This window comes from Rhizobium aethiopicum (genome assembly GCF_014197535.1).
Classification (GTDB): domain Bacteria; phylum Pseudomonadota; class Alphaproteobacteria; order Rhizobiales; family Rhizobiaceae; genus Rhizobium; species Rhizobium aethiopicum_A.
Map to the genome: position 1 here is coordinate 44,517 of NZ_JACIFV010000001.1, position 18,722 is coordinate 63,238.

22 protein-coding genes, 2 tRNA genes and 1 pseudogene are annotated in these 18,722 nt (G+C 57.8%); 9 read left to right on the forward strand and 16 right to left on the reverse strand.

Annotated features, from left to right (window positions below):
- Positions 1–52 precede the first annotated feature (52 nt).
- Together erpA and xth are read left to right on the forward strand one after the other, a co-directional pair.
- Positions 53–385 carry an iron-sulfur cluster insertion protein ErpA gene (gene erpA, locus GGD53_RS00245; RefSeq protein WP_064709130.1) on the forward strand — a complete coding sequence of 111 codons (333 nt, stop codon included), beginning with the start codon at positions 53–55 and terminating at the stop codon, positions 383–385.
- A gap of 227 nt (positions 386–612) precedes the next feature.
- Positions 613–1,404 (forward strand): exodeoxyribonuclease III, encoded by a 792-nt coding sequence (xth, locus tag GGD53_RS00250; RefSeq protein ID WP_184452573.1) that lies wholly within the window; start codon positions 613–615, stop codon positions 1,402–1,404.
- An 85-nt stretch (positions 1,405–1,489) separates the two neighbouring features.
- On the opposite strand, the gene exoR is transcribed toward xth, so the two are convergent.
- The 6 genes from exoR to GGD53_RS00280 all read right to left on the reverse strand — a co-directional run bounded on the left by exoR (position 1,490) and on the right by GGD53_RS00280 (position 9,405).
- A complete protein-coding gene (gene exoR, locus GGD53_RS00255) occupies positions 1,490–2,284 on the reverse strand; it encodes an exopolysaccharide production regulator ExoR (protein WP_184452575.1) in 795 nt (264 codons plus the stop codon).
- 19 nt (positions 2,285–2,303) lie between these two features.
- Positions 2,304–2,909 carry a hypothetical protein gene (locus tag GGD53_RS00260; protein ID WP_246717674.1) on the reverse strand — a complete coding sequence of 202 codons (606 nt, stop codon included), beginning with the start codon at positions 2,907–2,909 and terminating at the stop codon, positions 2,304–2,306.
- 89 nt (positions 2,910–2,998) lie between these two features.
- Complete coding sequence (locus GGD53_RS00265) at positions 2,999–4,246, reverse strand: OmpP1/FadL family transporter (RefSeq protein WP_184452578.1); 1,248 nt, start codon at positions 4,244–4,246, stop codon at positions 2,999–3,001.
- Positions 4,247–4,643: 397 nt separating this feature from the next.
- The gene (locus tag GGD53_RS00270) at positions 4,644–7,487 is read right to left on the reverse strand and encodes a valine--tRNA ligase (protein ID WP_184452580.1); all 2,844 of its coding nucleotides are present in this window, start codon (positions 7,485–7,487) and stop codon (positions 4,644–4,646) included.
- Positions 7,488–7,604: 117 nt separating this feature from the next.
- The gene (locus GGD53_RS00275; protein WP_184452582.1) at positions 7,605–8,474 is read right to left on the reverse strand and encodes a PopZ family protein; all 870 of its coding nucleotides are present in this window, start codon (positions 8,472–8,474) and stop codon (positions 7,605–7,607) included.
- Between the two features lie 265 nt (positions 8,475–8,739).
- Complete coding sequence (locus GGD53_RS00280) at positions 8,740–9,405, reverse strand: protein-L-isoaspartate O-methyltransferase family protein (RefSeq protein ID WP_184452584.1); 666 nt, start codon at positions 9,403–9,405, stop codon at positions 8,740–8,742.
- 553 nt (positions 9,406–9,958) lie between these two features.
- Between GGD53_RS00280 and GGD53_RS00285 the strand changes: the two genes are divergently transcribed.
- A complete protein-coding gene (locus GGD53_RS00285) occupies positions 9,959–10,213 on the forward strand; it encodes a hypothetical protein (RefSeq protein WP_246717675.1) in 255 nt (84 codons plus the stop codon).
- 60 nt (positions 10,214–10,273) lie between these two features.
- Positions 10,274–10,525 carry a hypothetical protein gene (locus tag GGD53_RS00290; RefSeq protein WP_184452586.1) on the forward strand — a complete coding sequence of 84 codons (252 nt, stop codon included), beginning with the start codon at positions 10,274–10,276 and terminating at the stop codon, positions 10,523–10,525.
- Between the two features lie 55 nt (positions 10,526–10,580).
- On the opposite strand, the gene GGD53_RS00295 is transcribed toward GGD53_RS00290, so the two are convergent.
- Positions 10,581–10,790, reverse strand: a complete 210-nt coding sequence (locus GGD53_RS00295; RefSeq protein ID WP_184453519.1) for a hypothetical protein — start codon at positions 10,788–10,790, stop codon at positions 10,581–10,583.
- A gap of 64 nt (positions 10,791–10,854) precedes the next feature.
- Here GGD53_RS00295 and GGD53_RS00300 point away from each other — a divergent pair, with 64 nt between their 5' ends.
- A complete protein-coding gene (locus tag GGD53_RS00300) occupies positions 10,855–11,274 on the forward strand; it encodes a hypothetical protein (protein WP_184452588.1) in 420 nt (139 codons plus the stop codon).
- Positions 11,275–11,730: 456 nt separating this feature from the next.
- On the opposite strand, the gene GGD53_RS00305 is transcribed toward GGD53_RS00300, so the two are convergent.
- From GGD53_RS00305 to GGD53_RS00310, 3 genes and pseudogenes are all read right to left on the reverse strand, one after another.
- Positions 11,731–12,693, reverse strand: coding sequence for a sterol desaturase family protein (locus GGD53_RS00305; protein ID WP_184452590.1), 963 nt, complete (start codon positions 12,691–12,693; stop codon positions 11,731–11,733).
- A gap of 636 nt (positions 12,694–13,329) precedes the next feature.
- A pseudogene (locus tag GGD53_RS31530) lies at positions 13,330–13,653 on the reverse strand (hypothetical protein); the annotation flags it as partial.
- Positions 13,654–13,881: 228 nt separating this feature from the next.
- Positions 13,882–13,955: transfer RNA gene (locus GGD53_RS00310), tRNA-Cys, on the reverse strand.
- 269 nt (positions 13,956–14,224) lie between these two features.
- Here GGD53_RS00310 and GGD53_RS00315 point away from each other — a divergent pair.
- Both GGD53_RS00315 and GGD53_RS00320 read left to right on the forward strand, forming a co-directional pair.
- On the forward strand, positions 14,225–14,488 hold the full coding sequence (locus GGD53_RS00315) for a hypothetical protein (RefSeq protein WP_064802091.1): 264 nt from the start codon (positions 14,225–14,227) through the stop codon (positions 14,486–14,488).
- 112 nt (positions 14,489–14,600) lie between these two features.
- The gene (locus tag GGD53_RS00320; RefSeq protein WP_184452592.1) at positions 14,601–14,939 is read left to right on the forward strand and encodes a KTSC domain-containing protein; all 339 of its coding nucleotides are present in this window, start codon (positions 14,601–14,603) and stop codon (positions 14,937–14,939) included.
- A gap of 54 nt (positions 14,940–14,993) precedes the next feature.
- On the opposite strand, the gene GGD53_RS00325 is transcribed toward GGD53_RS00320, so the two are convergent.
- Positions 14,994–15,281 (reverse strand): hypothetical protein, encoded by a 288-nt coding sequence (locus GGD53_RS00325; RefSeq protein ID WP_184452594.1) that lies wholly within the window; start codon positions 15,279–15,281, stop codon positions 14,994–14,996.
- Between the two features lie 91 nt (positions 15,282–15,372).
- Complete coding sequence (locus GGD53_RS00330) at positions 15,373–15,690, reverse strand: hypothetical protein (RefSeq protein ID WP_184452596.1); 318 nt, start codon at positions 15,688–15,690, stop codon at positions 15,373–15,375.
- A gap of 117 nt (positions 15,691–15,807) precedes the next feature.
- Between GGD53_RS00330 and GGD53_RS00335 the strand changes: the two genes are divergently transcribed.
- A tRNA-Asn gene (locus tag GGD53_RS00335) sits at positions 15,808–15,882 on the forward strand.
- 323 nt (positions 15,883–16,205) lie between these two features.
- On the opposite strand, the gene GGD53_RS00340 is transcribed toward GGD53_RS00335, so the two are convergent.
- The 4 genes from GGD53_RS00340 to GGD53_RS00350 all read right to left on the reverse strand — a co-directional run bounded on the left by GGD53_RS00340 (position 16,206) and on the right by GGD53_RS00350 (position 18,041).
- Positions 16,206–16,520 (reverse strand): hypothetical protein, encoded by a 315-nt coding sequence (locus tag GGD53_RS00340; RefSeq protein ID WP_184452598.1) that lies wholly within the window; start codon positions 16,518–16,520, stop codon positions 16,206–16,208.
- A 313-nt stretch (positions 16,521–16,833) separates the two neighbouring features.
- The gene (locus tag GGD53_RS00345) at positions 16,834–17,037 is read right to left on the reverse strand and encodes a CsbD family protein (RefSeq protein ID WP_009986102.1); all 204 of its coding nucleotides are present in this window, start codon (positions 17,035–17,037) and stop codon (positions 16,834–16,836) included.
- Positions 17,038–17,232: 195 nt separating this feature from the next.
- Positions 17,233–17,412, reverse strand: a complete 180-nt coding sequence (locus tag GGD53_RS31535; protein ID WP_246717676.1) for a hypothetical protein — start codon at positions 17,410–17,412, stop codon at positions 17,233–17,235.
- Positions 17,413–17,699: 287 nt separating this feature from the next.
- The gene (locus GGD53_RS00350; protein WP_184452600.1) at positions 17,700–18,041 is read right to left on the reverse strand and encodes an oxidoreductase; all 342 of its coding nucleotides are present in this window, start codon (positions 18,039–18,041) and stop codon (positions 17,700–17,702) included.
- Here GGD53_RS00350 and GGD53_RS31540 point away from each other — a divergent pair.
- Entirely contained in the window at positions 18,041–18,487 is a 447-nt protein-coding gene (locus GGD53_RS31540) for a hypothetical protein (protein WP_246717677.1), read from the forward strand. The genes GGD53_RS00350 and GGD53_RS31540 overlap by 1 nt on opposite strands.
- The last annotated feature ends 235 nt before the right edge of the window (positions 18,488–18,722 follow it).

Sequence of the window (18,722 nt, forward strand, 5' to 3'; positions counted from 1 at the left end):
TTCGAGTGCCAAAACCCATTCTCTCCGGATCTTGACCCCGGCAGGAGGAAATATGACGGATACGAGTGTAACCCTTTCGGATGCCGCGGCAAAGCGTATCGCCGCCATCATCAGTGCGGAGGCCGGCAAGAGCGCGCTGCGCGTTTCCGTCGAAGGCGGCGGCTGTTCGGGCTTTTCCTACAAATTTGACCTTGCCGACAGCGCTGGGGATGACGACATCGTCGTCGAAAAGAACGACGCGAAGGTGCTGATCGACAGCCTGTCGCTCGTCTATATGGCAGGGTCGGAGATCGACTTCGTCGACAATCTGCTTGGCCAATCCTTTCAGATCAAGAACCCGAATGCGGTGGCAAGCTGCGGCTGCGGCACCAGCTTCTCGATCTGAATATCCGAACACACAGCGTTGTCCCCAACGACCGGCGGAAGAATTGCTTCCAGCCGGTTTATCGGCTTGTCCAGCGGCGAAAGACCGCGATAAAAGAAGCGCACTGAAGCGCGTCGCGATCTTTCAGATTCGCTTGCCACGCTTTAGCTCTTGATTTTCCGCGTGTCGTAAATCGCAAAAACAGCCGCATAGTTTTGCGCGACATGCCCTAGCGAACGGAACAGAGCATGAAGATCGCGACCTGGAACATCAACGGCGTCAAGGCGCGCATCGACAATCTCACACAATGGCTCAAGGATTCCGATCCCGACATCGTCTGCCTGCAGGAGATCAAGACGATCGACGAAGGCTTTCCCCGGCTGGAGATCGAAGCGCTCGGCTATCATGTCGAGACGCACGGCCAGAAGGGATTCAACGGCGTCGCGATCCTCTCCAAGACTTCACCTTTTGAAGTCAATCGCGGCCTGCCCGGTGACCCGCTGGACGAACAGGCGCGTTTCCTGGAAGCGGTGTTCACGCTGCCCGACACGCGCATCCTGCGCGTCTGCAGCATCTATCTCCCGAACGGCAATCCCGCCGACACCGAGAAATACCCCTACAAGCTCGCCTGGATGGAGCGTCTGAGGAGCTTTGCGGCCGAACGGCTGGCCTATGAAGAGATGTTGGTGCTTGCCGGCGATTACAACGTCATCCCCGAACCGCACGACTGCTTCGATCCCAGGGTCTGGGAAAGCGATGCGCTGTTTCTGCCGCAAACGCGGCAGGCCTTCCGCAGGCTCGAAAATCTCGGCTTGACCGATGCGGTGCGCGCGACGACGGACGCGACGCGTCTCTATTCCTTCTGGGATTATCAGGCGGGTGCATGGCCGAAGAACAACGGCATCCGCATCGACCATCTGCTGCTGTCACCGGAAGCGGCCGACCGGATGACGTCGGCAGCTATCGAAAAACATGTGCGAGCGTGGGAAAAGCCGTCCGACCACGTACCGGTGATCGCCTATTTCGATTTCGCGGCCTGACATTCCGAGCCCTTGGCAGCGTTATTTCAGGGGCGCGCGATGGAGACGCACGGGTTGAGTGCCGCGTGGCGCTGAACGGAAAGCGTCAGTCGGAACCGCTCGCAATGGCGTGCGACAGCGAAACTGCCGTGCGACGGTCGGCCTCATTGGCAACCGAGAAGGCCTGCTCCTGCAGCGCTTCCATCCAGCTGCAATCCTTGGGCTTGCAGCGGTCGAGAGCGGCAGTCATCAGCGCGAGACCGCGAGCCGTCTGGCCTTCGTCGAAAAGAATATTTCCGAAAATCGCCATGGCGCCGGGGTGGCCACTCTTGCGGGCCTGGTTCAACCATTTTTTCGCCTGCTGCGGGCTGGCATTGCCGCCTTCGCCGGCCAGCATCATCTGCGCCAGCTGAAACTGTGCTTCGGGAACGCCAAAGGTGGAGGCAACCTGAAAATAGAGCTGGCGCGCCTGAGTGAGATCGATCTTGACCGGGCTGCCGGCAATTCCATGCTTGTAGTAGTTGGCGAGCGAGAGGAGCGCGTTGACGAAGAAGCCGGTATCTTCCGAGCCGGGTTCGACACCCTGCTGGGCGATCTCACTGTAGATCTTAAAGGCTTCGAAATCGTCCTGGGTAACACCGTCGCCGTCGGCATACATGTTGGCGAGCGCCCAGCGCGAACCGGTATGGCCCTTTTCGGCGGCGTATTTGTAGGCTTCGACCGCCTCCTCTTTCTGTCCGTTTTTGTAGGCCTTGAAGCCGAACTTGAACAGATCGAAAGGACCGGACTCCTTGCTGACGTCGCTCTTGATGTCGAAAGCCTGAACCGGACCGGACAGCGATATTGCCATCCACATGCTCACCAGCATGAATTTGAACAGTTTGAACTCGGACGTTACCATTTCAACCGATTTCTTTCGTTCATCGCGCGCAGCCGGCGCTGACGCCAGGCATACCGCGGATGTATTCTTTCGAGGCGAGCGATCCCGCGGCGAGCTCCATGGCCCCTTTGCCCGCGTCGCATCCAGCCCATAGGCCTTTTCTCAAAGGCCGAATTTTCAGCACATCATTCAGGACCACCCGGCTCCCGGCACGGTCCGCCTGCAACCTTCTCGGCGCTCTTTCGACGGGCGCGCCATCCGCCTTCCCGCCTTTATCGCATTCGTAAATAGCAAATGTGACCAAACCGGTATCGACATCTGCCGTTAAGCTCGGCTGCCTGTTCGAACGGGCAGAGAACGACAGCAATGGATGGATAGATGGCATGATAGTGAGGTCGAATTTCTGGTCGCAATAGCCTTGTCCGGAAAGAAAAACGGCCGCAATCACGCGGCTGTCGCCACTTGCGCCGTACGATTTGCTGTTACCGGAAAAAAATCGATTCATGCTACTGATTACACGCACCGTAAGTCTGCCATCACCTCGCCCGCAAATACCGCTGCGCTCTCTTTGTGGCGGGAAATGGACAAATTCACCCCATCGCCACCATACGCCATTCATCGTAAAAAACTGTTGCTGAATCGTCACAAAACGAGACCAGAAAATAATATGATTAATGGGCGCACATAAAGAAGAGCCCGGCAGTGCCGGGCTCCTCTATTCTTCAAAACGTGGAATTAAAACTTGATCTTTATGCTTGTCGACAGTGCAGCGACCAGATCATCGTCAAAGGAATAGGAGACATCATCTCCGTATGTGACGCCATTCCGGGTCACAGCACCAGACGAACCGCTCGTCAACACGCCCACGGCACCTGCAAAGCGCCATTCGATATGTTCTGTCGGCGTATAGGCCGCACCGAGACCGAGCGTCCAGCTGTCTGTCTGCGCGCCATAGCCCTGGCTGGTGCCGCGATCCCATGTCAGGCTGACTGCACCGGCCCACTGTTCATTGAACTTATGGCCGACACCGCCGGAGATCGTCCAACCATCACGATAAAGAAGGTCGAGCGAAGTTAGACCACCCGCGGGGCAAGGCAAACCGTTGGTCGGGCAGAATGCTACCGACTGCAGGACGCTCCAATTCGTCCATTTAACCGATCCGAATGCAAGCCAATCCGGAGCGATACCGCTTTGCAGCTTCAACTCCAGCGAATCCGGCGCTTCGGCGGAACCGGAAACAGGTGTGACTAAGCCCCCGTACAACGGCACAACCGGAACCTGACGGAGATCAACGGTCCCTGACAGGTCATCGTACTTGACGCGACTGTTATAGACGAGGCTCGCACGCATCGCATATTCCGGGATCTCGTAAGCGATGCCGGCGCGCCAGCCCCAACCGCTATCGTCGATATCCAGGCGACCGACGCCGGTTCCAGTACCAAGCAGAAGCGGAAGCGTTGAAACCAGACGTTCCTTGAAGCCTTCGACTTCCTGATAAAAAGCGCCGCCAATGAAGCGAAGCTGCCCAGGGCCGACATCAAAACGATAGGAGCAGGTGCCGCCATAGTTGCGGGTTTTGATCTCTGTCTCAATGTTATCGTTGGCGCCTGCCCAGTTCACGCCGGGGTCGGTGTGCGCGCCGAAGGGCTCCGAATAGTCAACGAGGCAGTCGACTGCATCGCCAAAACCAGCCTTAAAACCAATATAGGGGATGGTGTAATTTGAGGTATCGTCAGCCGTGTCTGGACGGCTGTTCAGATTGCCGCCTCCTGTCAGTATCGACGTATTCGTGTCCCGGACATCCTTCAGCTTGCGCTGCGGCGTGACGTAGGTCACGCCCGACTGAAACGAGAAAGGCGACGTATCGAACAGCTGATCGATGTTATAGCCGCCGCGCTCCAGGCCACCGGCAAAGGACGGCGAGGCAAGCCACGAAAGAAGAACGAGCGACGTTACGCTCTTGGAAAACATACGCGATGCCATTGTGTCTCCCCCACTCCAGCAATTGATGTACGCCACTTTAGTAAGCGTCCGCTCGACATGGCAACGCGCCCCACGGCGGCGCTCCCAGGCATTGCAGTGGCTAACTTACGTAAAGAAATTGACGGACACGTCAAAAAATCTGGTTAATAAAATATTATTCTAGAGCTATCGATTTTGAGGTGGGCTTTTGGGTTTTCATTCCAAACATTGCAGAAGCTGTATCAATCCGACAACAGTGACAGTTTTCACCAAAAGGATAGTCGTAAAGCCAAAATCCACAGGCTCAGGGCCTCAAATCAGCCGCGCTCAAGACCGAATCAGGCTTGCCCCAGACGACAAAAGACGCGCCCGAAGCGGGCGCGCCTTTGAAATAACTTACCAAAATCGGCGATGAAATTTATCCGGCTTCGCTGACCCTGGAAAGCGCGGTTTTCAAGCTGGCGATCTGCCCCTTCAACTCATCGAGACGCTCGCGCTCGGCCTCAACCACCTCGGGATTGGCGTTGGCGACGAACTTCTCGTTGGAAAGCTTGCCATTGATGCGGGCGATTTCTCCGTCCATCTTGGCAATCGCCTTTTCCAGGCGGGCCTTTTCGGCAGCAAGGTCGATCAGATTGCCGAGCGGCAGGCAGACGGTGGCTTCGGCGACGACGATCTGGGCCGCGCCCTTCGGCGCATCGTCGGAGAGCAATATCGCTTCCACGCGGGCAAGCCGCTTGATGGCGGCGTCGTGGCGGAACAGCCTTTCGCGCGTGAGATTGTTGGCCTTGACGACGACCAGCGGGGCGGTCGCCGACGGCGGCACGTTCATTTCGGCGCGCACGGAGCGGATGCCGGAGACGAGGTCGATCAGCCAGTTGATCTCGTCGGCGGCTGCGTTGTCGGCATAGGACGGCGCCGGCCATTCGGCATGGCAGACCAGCGTGTCGCGTTCCTTGCCTTCGCCTGCGGTATGCGCCCAGAGCTCTTCGGTCATGAAGGGCATGAAGGGATGCAAGAGCTTGTAGATCTCTTCGAGAATATAGGCGCTGCAGGCCTGGGCTTCGGCCTTGGCGCCCTCGTCCTCGCCGTTGAAGACCGGCTTCAGCAGCTCGAGATACCAGTCGCAGACTTCGTTCCAGATGAAACGGTAGAGCGCGCTGGCGGCATCGTTGAAGCGGAAGGCTTCAAGTGCCTCCGTAACGTCACGTTCCGTACGGGCAAGCTCCGTCAGGATCCAGCGGTTGATGGTGAGTTCGGCAGCCTCCGGCACGAAGTGCGGATCGCTCTTGGCACCGTTCATCTCGGCAAAACGCGTGGCGTTCCAGAGCTTGGTGCCGAAATTGCGGTAGCCGGCGATGCGGGCCGGGTCGAGCTTCACATCGCGGCCCTGTGCGGCCATGATCGCCAGGGTGAAGCGCAGCGCATCGGCGCCGTATTCGTCGATCAGGTCCAGAGGGTCGATGACGTTGCCCTTCGACTTCGACATCTTCTGCCCGTTCTTATCGCGCACCAGTGCGTGAATATAGATCGTATGGAAGGGTTCGACGGGATCGCCATTCTCGTCCTTCATGAAATGCAGGCCCATCTGCATCATGCGAACGACCCAGAAGGGGATGATATCGAAACCGGTGACGAGGACATTCGTCGGGTAGTAACGCGCGAGTTCCGGCGTCTCGTCCGGCCAGCCGAGCGTCGAGAAAGGCCAGAGCGCAGAAGAGAACCAGGTGTCGAGCACGTCCTCGTCCCGCGTCAGGATTTCGCCAGGCTTGAAGTTTTCGAGCAGGTCCTCGACATAGGCCTTCATTGGCCCCTCATGCGAGAGGTAATGCTGGATCGCCGCCTGCAGCGCCTCCTCCTCGGTCTTTTCGACGAAGACCTGACCATCGGGGCCGTACCAAGCGGGAATCTGATGGCCCCACCAGAGCTGGCGGGAGATACACCACGGTTCGATGTTCTCCAGCCAGTTGAAATAGGTGTTTTCCCAATTCCTGGGAATAAATCTGGTTCTTCCCTCGCGAACGGACTCCAGGGCAGGCTGCCCCAATGTCTTGTTGTCGACAAACCATTGTTCCGTCAGCCGCGGCTCGATCGGCACGCCGCCGCGGTCGCCATGCGGGACCATATGCTTGTGCGGTTCGATCTTGTCGACAAGGCCGGCCTCTTCGAAGATCTCGACGATGACCTTGCGCGCATAGAAACGGTCCTGCCCTTCCAGACGGTCCCAGGCGCCATGCAGCGCCGCCGGATTGTCGAGACCTTCAAGGAAGTCTTCATTGTCCTTGATGGCAATGGTGCCATCGATATTCATGACGTTGATCGCCCGCAGCTTCGCGCGCTTGCCGACTTCAAAGTCGTTGAAATCATGGGCAGGTGTGATCTTCACCGCGCCTGTGCCGGCCGTCGGATCAGCATAGGAATCGGCGACGATCGGTATCCTGCGGCCGACGATCGGCAGGATGACATGCTTGCCGATGATCGGCTTGTAACGCTCGTCTTCGGGGTTCACGGCAACGCCGGTATCGCCGAGCATCGTCTCCGGTCGCGTCGTGGCGACGACGATATAGTCACGCGTCTCGAACTCAGTCGGCTTGCCTTCCTCGTCGAAGGCGATCGGATATTGATAGGTGACACCCGGCTCGAGCGGATAACGCAGATGCCAGAGATGGCCCTTCACCTCGTGTTGTTCGACCTCCATGTCGGAAATCGCCGTCAGAAGTTTTGGGTCCCAATTGACGAGGCGCTTGTCCTTGTAAATCAGGCCTTCCTTATAGAGCGTGACGAAAACCTCGAGAACGGCCTGCGACAGGCCTTCGTCCATGGTGAAGCGCTCACGTGACCAGTCGCAGGAGGCGCCGAGGCGCTTCAGCTGGTTGAAGATCAGGCCGCCCGATTCCGCCTTCCACTCCCAAATCTTGTCGATGAAGGCCTCGCGGCCCATCTCGCGGCGGCCCGGCAGCTGCTGCTCCATCAGCTTGCGCTCGACGACCATCTGGGTGGCGATGCCGGCGTGATCCATGCCCGGCTGCCAGAGCACGTCCTTGCCGCGCATGCGCTCGAAACGCACCATGATGTCCTGCAGCGTATTGTTGAGCGCGTGCCCCATATGGAGCGAACCGGTGACGTTTGGCGGCGGGATCACGATGGTGAAGGTCTCGGCCCCCGGTTTGGCGTTCGCGCCGGCGCGGAAGGCATCCGCCTCATCCCATTTCGCGGCGATTTTGGGTTCGACGGCAGCGGAATCATAGGTCTTGTCGAGCATTTTCTGACCAATTTCGAGGTTCGAGGATGGGGGGTTGTAAATAGGATGGCCACGGCCAAGTCAATAAAAAAGCCGCCCCGGAGACCGGAGCGGCTTTTCCAGGAAAAAACAATCCGATCAGCGGCGCGGGCCGCGCGCCACGCGCTCGATTTCCTCGCGCACCAGCCGTTCGACCAGCGTCGGCAGATTATCGTCAAGCCATTCGCGCAGCATCGGGCGCAGCATGTCCTCGGCAATCTCGTCCAGCGACCGACGCTCGGCACCGTCGATCGCCGCGGCAAGCTCCTCGAAGGAGCGGCTGATCTGCAGACCGGCATCTTCCGAAAGCAGCGCCGGCTGGACCTCCTCGACAACGCTCGGCAGGAAACGCTCGGTCGACGAAGGAGCGGGCTCCAAAGCCGGTGGCGCAGTTTCGGCGGCAGCAGCGGCTTGCTCGGCGACGGCGACACGCGGTGTTTCGGCAAGCGTCGGTTCTGCCGGCTGTTGGACGGGAACAGAGGAAACGGGTGCTGCGGCAGCGGCAAAAACGGGCTGTGTCGGCTGCGGCTGTGGACTTGCAGCGCGCGGGGGCTCCGGCATGACGGCCGGCTGCGGCTCCGGCTGGCGGAAGCCGCTCGGAATTTCGCGCAAGGCTTGACCGGCCTGCACGGCGCTGCGCTCGGAGGCGGCGCGCACGCGGGCTGCGACATCGGCAAGCGACAGCGCGCGGGCCGGCGCTTCGGTCTCAGGGGTGCCGGCCGAATTGGCGGCGACGAAACGCGGATCGGAAGAGCGCATGGCCGGTTCGGGAAACTCCACGCCGGCATAGGTGTCATCCACCGTCAGATGGATTTCGGAACCGTTTTCGTCGTCGTCGGCGCCGTAAACCGGCGGCACGGAAGCTGAAATCGCCTTGCCGGCGCCGGGTTCATTGCTTTCGATGATCTGGCGGATGGAGGCCAGAATTTCTTCCATGGACGGTTCACGCGCTACACTTGGCTGAGCCATATCTATCCCCGTTATTCCAACACAACGATCGGACGGTGTGGAGCGTTCATCCGAATCACCACGACCTTAGAATACCCCAGACGCGAAAAAAATCATCGCGAATCAATTGAATGCGGCCATGCACAGTTTTGTTACCCACTGCTTGCCGCCGGCATTCGGAGACGACAGCGTCAGAATAAATGATGTTTGTGAAGGCTTTTCCGCAGCACGGACAAAAACGGGCGCAAAAGGCGCCCGTCACTCGAATTGAACAGAGAGAACCGCGTCAGAAAACGAATTCGCGCGCCTTGGCGAAACCCGGCAGCGGCTTGACCGAAGCGTTGAAGAAGACGTTTTCCGAGATGGCGCCGCGCTCGGCGACGAAGACCTTGGCACGAGCGGCATTGCCGTGCCCTTCGACGGTGACCAGACGGCCGCCATCGCGCAACTGCCCGAGAAGAGCGGCCGGAACCTCCTCGACAGCGCCGTTGACGAAGATCAGATCATAGGGGGCGCCGGCGGCGTAGCCCTTTTCGAGGGGGCCGGTCACAACCTCGACCTTGCCGTAGCCGGCAAGCTTTGCCTTCGCTTCGGCAGCCAGCGCCTCGTCGCATTCGAGCGCGATGACCGAGCCGGCGATGATCGACAGCAGCGCCGATGTATATCCCGTGCCGCACCCGACCTCGAGCACGAAATCGTCTTTGCCGATGGCGGCCAGCTGCAGCAGCTTGGCAAGCGGAGAGGCCTCCATCAGGAAGCGGGCCGGCTTGCCCGGTGCGGCGGCCGATATTTCGACGTCGTTGTCGATATAGGCGAGCAGCTTTGACTTCTCCGGCACGAAAGTCTCGCGCGGCACGGTGAGAAAAGCCGTCAGCACGGAATGCGAGGTAACATCCGTCGTGCGGATTTGGGTGTCGACCATCTTTGCGCGCGCTGCTTCGAAATCCATCATGTCCTCTCGCTCTTAAAAAGCGGTTCCTGTCCCTCGTCTCTTAATCTCCGCCACGGATGCTTTCAAGGCTTGGCAGCGGTCGGCGAAAAGAATCCGCCAGTCGGCTCTTTCGCGCCACAGGAGGGCAAGGGCAGCAACGCAAGCGTGGAACGCCCTGCCCCTTCATGTTATGATTTGCAGCGGAGGGAATAGGAGGAGCAGGCCATGTCTGCGATTTTCGAATATTTCACCCTATTCGATTTCCTTATCGTCGCAGCGCTCGTCGGCATCTTCTGCTGCGGGCTGCTGGACGGTGAAACGACCTGAGGAAATCGAGCGCCGAAGCAACTCCGGCGCGACTTGCATGGAGCCCACGACAATCCGCGCGGGCGACGGAGGTCGTGTGCGCTTGCTTGTAAAATAGTGTGCGGCAGCCACCTCGAAAATCAGCGAGATTTCGCAACTCTTTTAGCAGTCATGAGGAGAAATTGGCTGGCTCGCCCGGAATTGGCAAACTGAGTGATTTCAATCAGGTGCGGCGTCCACTGCCATACTTTGTTTGAAATAATTTCCATTGAATTTCAACGGGCGCTGCCACACCCTGCCACACCTTATCGCTCACGATGGAGCATCCCATATCGAAAAGTTGAAAGCTAAGCAGGAACAGCTTTTCGACGGCGACCCTGACCTGGCGATGCTTCTCGACAATGTGGCTGCCATTCTATCCGAGCACGCGGCCGTGATGGCTGACAACATCGCGGACATGGAAGATAACGAAGAGCAGTTGGGTTGGGGTCAAGGCAGCAAGCCTCAATCGGGTGGTGGGTAGCGAGAAACTGCCGTAGCAGTCAGCGCGCCGAGTCTTTGCACTGCGAGGAACATAACTTCCATGACATCAGAAGAAAGAACGATTTTGAAGGCTCTGGCTCATATGTGTCTGCAATACATGGACGAAGGCCCGGAAGGGCTAGTTCACAAGTCAATGAGCGCCGGCGAAAAGGCCGTCGAAGTGTTGGCATCATACGGCTTGGTCAAGCCGGAGCTAGGAGGCGGGTTCTGGACCGATGAAGGTTTGCGTCTTCTTGACGACGAATGGGCAGCGAATCGTGCGAGTTTCCTGCAGCGCATGTCAAAATCCTGAAAGCCGGATGCTCAAGCATTTGATGATAGGGTGGCTGGCGCGATATCGAGAGCCGCTATTCAAACACGTTTTCAGAAGCGGGCTGTCTTTCGATGCCGGCGGCGGCCACTAGCCAGAACAGTCCACCGGCGGCAATGCCGAATACAGCTATTTCTGCCAGGAGGCGTGTGACAATGTCCGGCTCCCACCTCTTCCTCGGATTAATGACATGTACGCTTTTGACGACCGGGCAGTAAGTCAGCATCTTCTGTAGGGTCTTCGCCACTCTGATATGCTAATCGGCTCAGATGGACCCCGCTAACGCGTTACAGAGAGGATGTTACTCAATCGTGCGCAAGATATTGTTCGCGGCATCAGCCTTCATCATCTTCTTCCCTGTACTGCTTTTTGTCGCATTTCCGATCGAGTATCTCCGAGAGTTCGGAAAATACGAGCAATCTCAATTTCTTAATCGGATAGCTGTCCCCATCGCCAAATTCTGTGTTCAGAATGACATAAGATATGCTTGCGGCAACGAGACGTACTTCAGAAACTACAACGCTATGAACTTCTTCGATGATCTGCCGCTTTCGCCCGAAGAGGACCTCATGCTTCAGTCACAAGACAAGATTGCGCGCCTGTTTCTAAGTGACGCGGTTTACGACGAGAACGAGTACCTCGACTCGCTTCGCACCGTGACGGCTTATAATGTGGTCGTGGCTTCCAAATGCTTGCGGACGCGGCATTCCGAGCCGCTGGCATCCCCATGAGGTACCGCGGGCGGGACACCAATGAGCTCCCGTTCTCGGCGGCCGCCTCTCCCGCCCCCCGCCGACACGGCACGATGGGCTTCTACCTATTGGCGGGAAGCACGACGGCCTACTGGAAGGCAAGGAAAGCCGCAGAGCGGGCCATAGAGCGCGCTGGAGAGGCGAAGGCCCTGTCGGCGGCGTGAAGTCCAACACCTTCCGTTGGCTCTGCATGGAGTACATGCGCTCTGACGCAGTCGCCGACGAGGCCGAGGCTGCAGAAGGGTGAATGGGGAACAGACTGCCACACCTGCCTTCTGGTGTGGCGGAACTGTTCAAGTCCAAATTGCCACACCTGAAAGTTTCTACAGAAAAATTAGACGCTTATCGCGGGGTGAAAAGTTGATTGGAGGCCTAGCTAGTTCGTGGATTCCAGAAAGCTGCCGCTTATCACAACAGAGCGATACCAGCTTCGCGCTACCGGCGCTGTTCCGGGCCCGACAGCCCCTGCGGCGAGGCAGGTTTTCCGCTTATGGGGCTTATGCCGCACTTGGCCTTGGCAGCTTGCCCCGCGCGTTGGAAGAAACGGATTTCTGTGGCGATGCTTTCGCGGAACGGATCGGTTTGGTTGAAGTAGTCGCGGTCCAGACCGAGCTTTGCACCGTCTGCATCGCCCTCGTAATAGGTGCCGAACAAATGATCCCAGATCGGGAAATAATTGGCGAAATTCTTGTCGTGATGTTCCCGCACTCGGGAGTGATGGATGAAGTGGTCGCGTGGTGACTGGATCACGTATTTGCCAAACCAGCCATGCCAGGGAATGGCGCTGTGCTTGACCAGACCAATGGCGCCAAAGGTGATGGTCACGATGGCGAATTCGGCCGTTGGCAGGCCGATAAGCAGCGCCGGAACGACCATAATGGCCATGTTTATGGCCTTCTCCAGCGGATGCTCCCGCGACGAAGTCAGCGCGTTGAACTCTTCGGCTGCGTGGTGAAATTCGTGCAGCCGCCATAGTACGGGCAGCCGGTGCATCAACCGATGCTGCCAGTAGCTCAAGAAGTCTGACAGCACTAGGAACAAGAGAACATGTGCCCAGCCTGGCAGCCTCCGGGCAAGGTCCAGGTGGGGGGCATCCTGAGCCGCGCGGGTGATGGCATAGGACAGACCAAATGATGCGAGCGCCGCAAACAGCGTAATCATTCCCGTCGCCTGAAGGACGAAATAGACGATGTCGGTGATTGTGGATTTGCTGCGTTCGAAGAAAACCCGACGGAACCCGGAATTGCCGAACCCCACATAGGTGAGTTCCACCGCGAAAACCGTCAGAACCAGGCCAATGGAAATGGCGAAACTGAGCACCATTGCCCGACCATTCAGATAGTAAGTGCCGTAAAAAAAGCTTCCAAGCTTGTGCAGGCAGTATTCGACCAGCACCATGGCACTTCTCCAAACACGAACCCGTACAGCTTAATCCTGACGTTGCGCTTATTGCCAGATTGCTCAAAGGACGATTGGGGCGTCCTTTGGATGTAATTACCGGCGGTGGAAGTGAGTCCCGGGAGGCATGCAGGAGGATCGAGGAGCACTACTAAAAGCTGCTGGAATTACATGGCCGGACGAAAGGCTTCATAAAAAGAACTATCGTAGCGGGAACAATAGGCACCGCTGTGAACATCTATCGTATGAATGGTAAGGAAATAGGAAAAAAGCTGCTTACCGAAGGATTCGCTCGTGGCTGGAGCCCGGAACAGCGCAATGACTGGTGCGAGTAGATCCTCAGTACGAGACCGTACGTGGAACCTTACCAATCTCATCTCGTTGTAGCATCAGGAAAGCACGGGTGTTTCTCCTGTGCGATCCAGTGTTGTCAACTGCCCCGCTTCGGCGGGGCTTTTTTGGCATCGTACCGGAACCACATCTGGACAATGAGGTTAACTCACCGGATCGCGGGAGAAAGCCAGTTAGTTCCAGTTCGCATAATGCCTTCCTCTTAGCGATCCACCCATCCTGGAGTTGGGTCGTGCGGAGGCAATTTTCCGGTCAGCTCCCAAGCGACGCTCTGCACGGCCCGACACGAAGCTCCTCGGCCGCATGCATCTGCCGGTGGGTGATCGGGTCCGAACGACCGCCACCATCCACCGGCTCACGACCGTAGGCGTGCTCCGGCACATCGCTTCCCACAAGGCGCGGAATCTCGTTGCAGCGGTAAGCTGAGCGGCGTCGATCCGACCGCGTGAGGCCAACATCGTGATGGCGCTTTTCTTGGTTGACGATCGCTGGAACGGTTCGCGGGTTGCTCGCCTCACCGTAATGCGCCGGAGTGTACGGATTCGCGACCGTCACCGCCCGCAAGGAGCGATGCGGATCGGTGGACGGCGTTTCGAGGACATCGGGCATGGAGGAAGGATGACAGAACATCAAGGGCAGGAAAAGAGAGGCGCCGCCGGGGTTTAGGCCGGCATCGCATGTGCCATTCTATGTGCCGTGGAGCTGCCGGTAGCCAAAAGAGACTCACGGAAATTGGTTGTAATTGCTGGGAAAGTTTTGTGACACATGAATGGCACATGAAAGGCCCCGAAAGTCCGGAGCCTTTTCCTAAGCCGCTGCTTTTCTTGGAGAATTTGTTGGAGGCCTCGCCCGGAATTGAACCGGGGTACAAGGATTTGCAGTCCTCTGCGTCACCACTCCGCCACGAGGCCTCACCTGTGACCGACATCGAAAAATATCGTTTGGTGGCCGCGATTTAGACCAGCTCTAGAAGGAGCGCAAGACCTTTCATTCTGAATGTGATCCTTTTTTCATTCCGACTAGGCGTTAGCGGACAATCCTGCGTGACCGGCTCCACGCTTGGATGATGATAGCCGGTTAACTACATACCAATAAAAGTCCGGCCCTTCGGCATCACCCCAAATAGTTACGATTGTAATGCGAACCGATTTGGTTGATCCCCATCTTCTGGGGAGAAATCATGCACGACGCGACATTCGGCGGGACCGCCAAAGACATCTTCTTTTCACTGCTCGCCACGCTCAAACGCATCTCGATGATCTATGTGAACGGAGGCAAGGAAGACGAGTGGGGCTATGCCCTCGTTACCGAACCTGTGACCGACATCAACACGAAGATGCCGATCACCGGCCACGTGATGCGCAAGGTCGTCGACGGCAAGTTTGTTCACCGCCAGATGACCGAGGAAGAGTGCGAAGATTTCGACGCCGGCCGATCCTGGTGAATTGCCTGCCACTCGGGACACGAAGAACCACCGGCGGCATTCGAACAAATTCCCAACTTGACTTAGAGCGCCTGCCCGCCATCTTATCGCCGTGGGAGGGATAGGAGCTGTGATGGAATGGGCTGCCCTCAAAGAAAGGCAGGGACGTGCGGCATATGATGCCGAGACCCGGGATCTCCACGTAAAGTTCGCCGGTTCCGCGCCGGTGAGACATGCGAACATTCCGCCACATATCTACCAGAACCTTCTGGAAACGGACGATCCACACTTCTATTACCGGTATTATATCGCGCCATCGCGAGTCTCACCGGCCCGTCGTCAACCGGTCTCGATGGTCGTCCACGGACTGAAACTCGTTCTGCTTCTTGCCGCCTGCAGTCTCTTGATGGCAACCGAGCTCGATCAGGGCCATGGCGGGATTTTCGAGGAAAGCGAACTGCGATCGAATTAGAATCGCATTCATCCGGATGCAGGCAGATCGAACTCGACGACCGCGACTGCGTGATCAGCCAACGATGATACCAACGCTCTCAAGCGAGGTCCTGTTCTGGGAACGGAAGCGGCGATCGTCCCGACCACGGTCGTTCCTGCCGTCACGCTCGTTACGGCCGTTAAAATTGCGATAGTTGCGAGGCCCGTTATAACCACCTTGGCCTTGATCGATGACGCAGCCTTCGGGGCGGCGGCAGATACCGCTTGCGTCAAAACCGCGGCTGTCTACGGCTTGGGCCTCGGCTGATGTGGCTGAGAGAATTGCCGCCACCGACAGGACTGCAACAAAAAATGGCTTCATATCCTCACCCGACCATCGCGGCGCGTTTCAGCTCCAAACCACCAATGCAGCAAACGATCCACGGTTCCGCAGGGCGCCTCCGGCGACCGCGCTACCCGGCCGGCTTTCCTCGCCTGTGCCACCAGACTGCGAGCCGGCGCCGAAGCCTCCGGGCGATGGAAAGATCATGCGAGAGCACAAGGAGGCCGAGCGGCAGCATCCAGAAACCGAGGACCGGCAGGAAACCCAGCAATCCACAGAAAACGAGGGCCGTGCCGATTGCCATTCGCCCGATGCGTGAGCGCGGCATGCCGATGCTGAAAGAGCCGAGCACAAGCCTGTGGTTTACGTGGTCGATACCGAAGCGCCCTGCCCGCCTTCTGCGCTTCTCGTTGACCCTTGTCTCTTGGCGATCATTCCTATTTGTCATTTCCCAGAGATGGGCGCAGACCGTCCAAATACAAGTTCATTTCATTTTTTTGAAAAAACCGCTTGGCAAATCGGGCAAGCATTTGTATTAGCCCACTCACACCGCGCCAAGCAGTGATCCCTGGTAGCTCAGCGGTAGAGCATTCGACTGTTAATCGACAGGTCGCCGGTTCGAATCCGGCCCGGGGAGCCATTTCTAGAGATATCTGTCTTTGTTGAGAAATCTGAAGGCAGGCAGTTACTTCCGAAGAACACATCAGAAAGCGTCGTCGATAACTCACCTGGTGGTGAAGACTCCCAACATGACGCCTTCTATGCCTCGTTTTGGACGTCTGTTCGGAAGCGCCTAAAGGGAAATCATAATTTCACCCAGTCTAGAGCTCGGCATCGATGGCAAGTGCGAACGAACCGCTCAACGAGATTCGCCTTCAAGCGGTGCAATGCCGGGCGGCCAGCGCTTGTCGCGCGCCGGCAGGTGAGTTTGGCGGCGCGCTTGTTAGGCCCTGGCACTGGCGACTAAAAATCGAAGTACACCGTCACACCTGATCTACGACGATAGGGATAATCGTCGCGATAGCCGTAATAGTCGCGGTGGCCGTAATATCGCGGACGATAGCACGCGCCGTAATACCGGCAGTCGCGGTAAGCGTACCGGTGTTTCTTCCAGTGGCCATACGCATGTCCATTACCGTGGCGACGATAATGGACCAGATCGATGTCGGCGGCGTGCATTGCTACCGCTTTTGGCACGACAATCGGCGTGGCGCTTAGCGGCAGGGCGAAAGATGCAGACAAGACAATGGCTGCAAGTGAGGAAAAAAGCATCTTCATCGGCGCATCCTTTCAGGCTGCGATTCTGGGTTAATAAGCATTAACCTCCGATGAACGACTGCCCGCTCATAGAGAACACCAGCCGACGCGCAGCTTGTGTGCTCGCGGGTGGTGCTCGAGCCGGCCATTAGTGTTCATGCTGTGTACAGGCGACAGGGCAAGCGCCCACGGGCAGTCAGCAGGCGGCGACCGGCTATCGACGCGGCGCGGACGGCGCTGCTGCCTTGCCGCCGGCATGTCCGATAATATGTGAAAATGGCACGCCCATTAAGTTGGGCGTGCCGAGTTACGATCCGTTCTCCGATAAAGCGACTTACCAGGTCTGGCGATTATACCAATCATCGATGTCTCTGCGCGTCCGGTCTTTCTCGTAGCCGTACCGCTCCTGGATCTTGCCTTCGAGCTGATCACGCTTGCCGTTGATGACGTCAAGATCGTCGTCCGTCAGCTTGCCCCACTGCTCCTTGACCTTGCCTTTCATCTGCTTCCAATTACCTTCGACGCGGTTCCAATCCATGGCTTATTCCTCCTGTCGTTAGGAAAGAGGAACGGAGACGAGCGATAAGGGTTCCGCTTCGGCAAACCGCCAACCATTGCAGAACCAAAATTCTTCATGTGGGCAGCGAGTGACAGGATTCGCCCTCGCTCATGCCGCCGGAGGGCTCGATATGGGATTCAGTATGCCCGCATCAGATTTGAAGCGGCGCAGGCCCTAATAGCTGCACGAACGCCCATCGCCGGGTCGGAAGCCGTCGGCGCAGGCCGGGTTCATCGAATCGCCCGGCTGATACCCCGATGCCGAGCCATATGAATTCGGCGGCGTCGAGCACGCTGAGGCAATGACCGTCACAAAAATGGCTGCGGCTGTTAAAGATGCGCGAAATCTGCTCATGAAATACTTCTCCCATTCCGCTGCGGTCGGTAAGCGAGAGCCCCTCCTTCGAGAATACGGGAGCATTTCCCGAGCTCATCTCCCCGAAATCACTTTACACCTGAAAATATAGGCGCTCTCCTCGACGGACATCAGCTTCAGTCGCGAAAATTCTGCCCGCCTTTATAAATTAGGATGCCAGACCGGGGTATCGCCGGCTAATCCGGCGGCATTACCAGAAAGCACCCGACGCATGCCCCGGAAGCGATGCTGACTTCCGGGGCAAGTCGACGAAGCGGCTCGAGCTTTCACTGGCATGCATTTGCCGCATCGGGTTGTGTCGAGCTATCGCCGGATGTGGGAGCCGGGTTGCCGGTGCCGCCGGCCTGCTGGCGCTGGCAGTCGTTCGGATCGCCGCCGGATCCGTTCGCACCGGTCGCACCGGCGCCGGTAGTCTTATTTGCGCCGGCACCGCTGGAGTTGGTGTTGCCGGAACCGCTAGCATCCGAACCAGACATGGTGCCGCTGCCGGAACCTGAAACTCCGCCGCTGCTGCCGCTGCCCGATCCCGAGCCTCCACCTGATTGCGCCATTGCCGACGTTGCCAGGCCAATCGTGATTGCTGCTACTGCCATCATTCTCAGAAGCATTGGATTTCCTCCTCGCTGCTTCATTGCCGATAGGCAGCAAACAAAAGCCTCTGGAGATTGTTTCAGTTCGAAAACGTACACGAACGTTCCTGCGTCGCGCACCGCCTCGGATGATGAGCGAACGGTTCTCGGAAACGCCCTTCATTCTTGACTCGGAAGCCAATGAGAACATAATAGGAACATCGGCGAGGCGGCAGGTGAAAATCGGATTGGAAGCTCTGAAGGAGATCGAGGTCGTGCGTCCGCAGGCAGCCGAGAAATTAGCAGAAGAAACGTTGAAAGGAGAAGTCGACGCAGTTGTCGCTTTTCACCAAGGGGATGTCCGTGCCGCCATTACGACGCTGCTGCTGGATTGCCATCATCTCAGACTTCAGCTTGCCCTGAGAGATAAAGGCGTGAGCCGCGGCATGGCCTGTGAACGGACAACACGTTTTGAAGGGCCATGAGACATCGTCGCGGTATCGGCCTCGCGCCCCCTGATCGCCACGCAGTCGAAATCGAAGAGGCAACATTGGCGACGTTACCGGAGTGGTTCGTCATTTACGGCCGTTGCCGCGCATGTCGCCGCCAGATGTTTATCGACCGACGGGATATTGCCCGGCGCTGCGGCCAGAACCTGTCTCTCGCCAGTCTGGCCAAACGCCTTCAATGCCAAGGATGCGGCAACCGCTCCGGCAATCT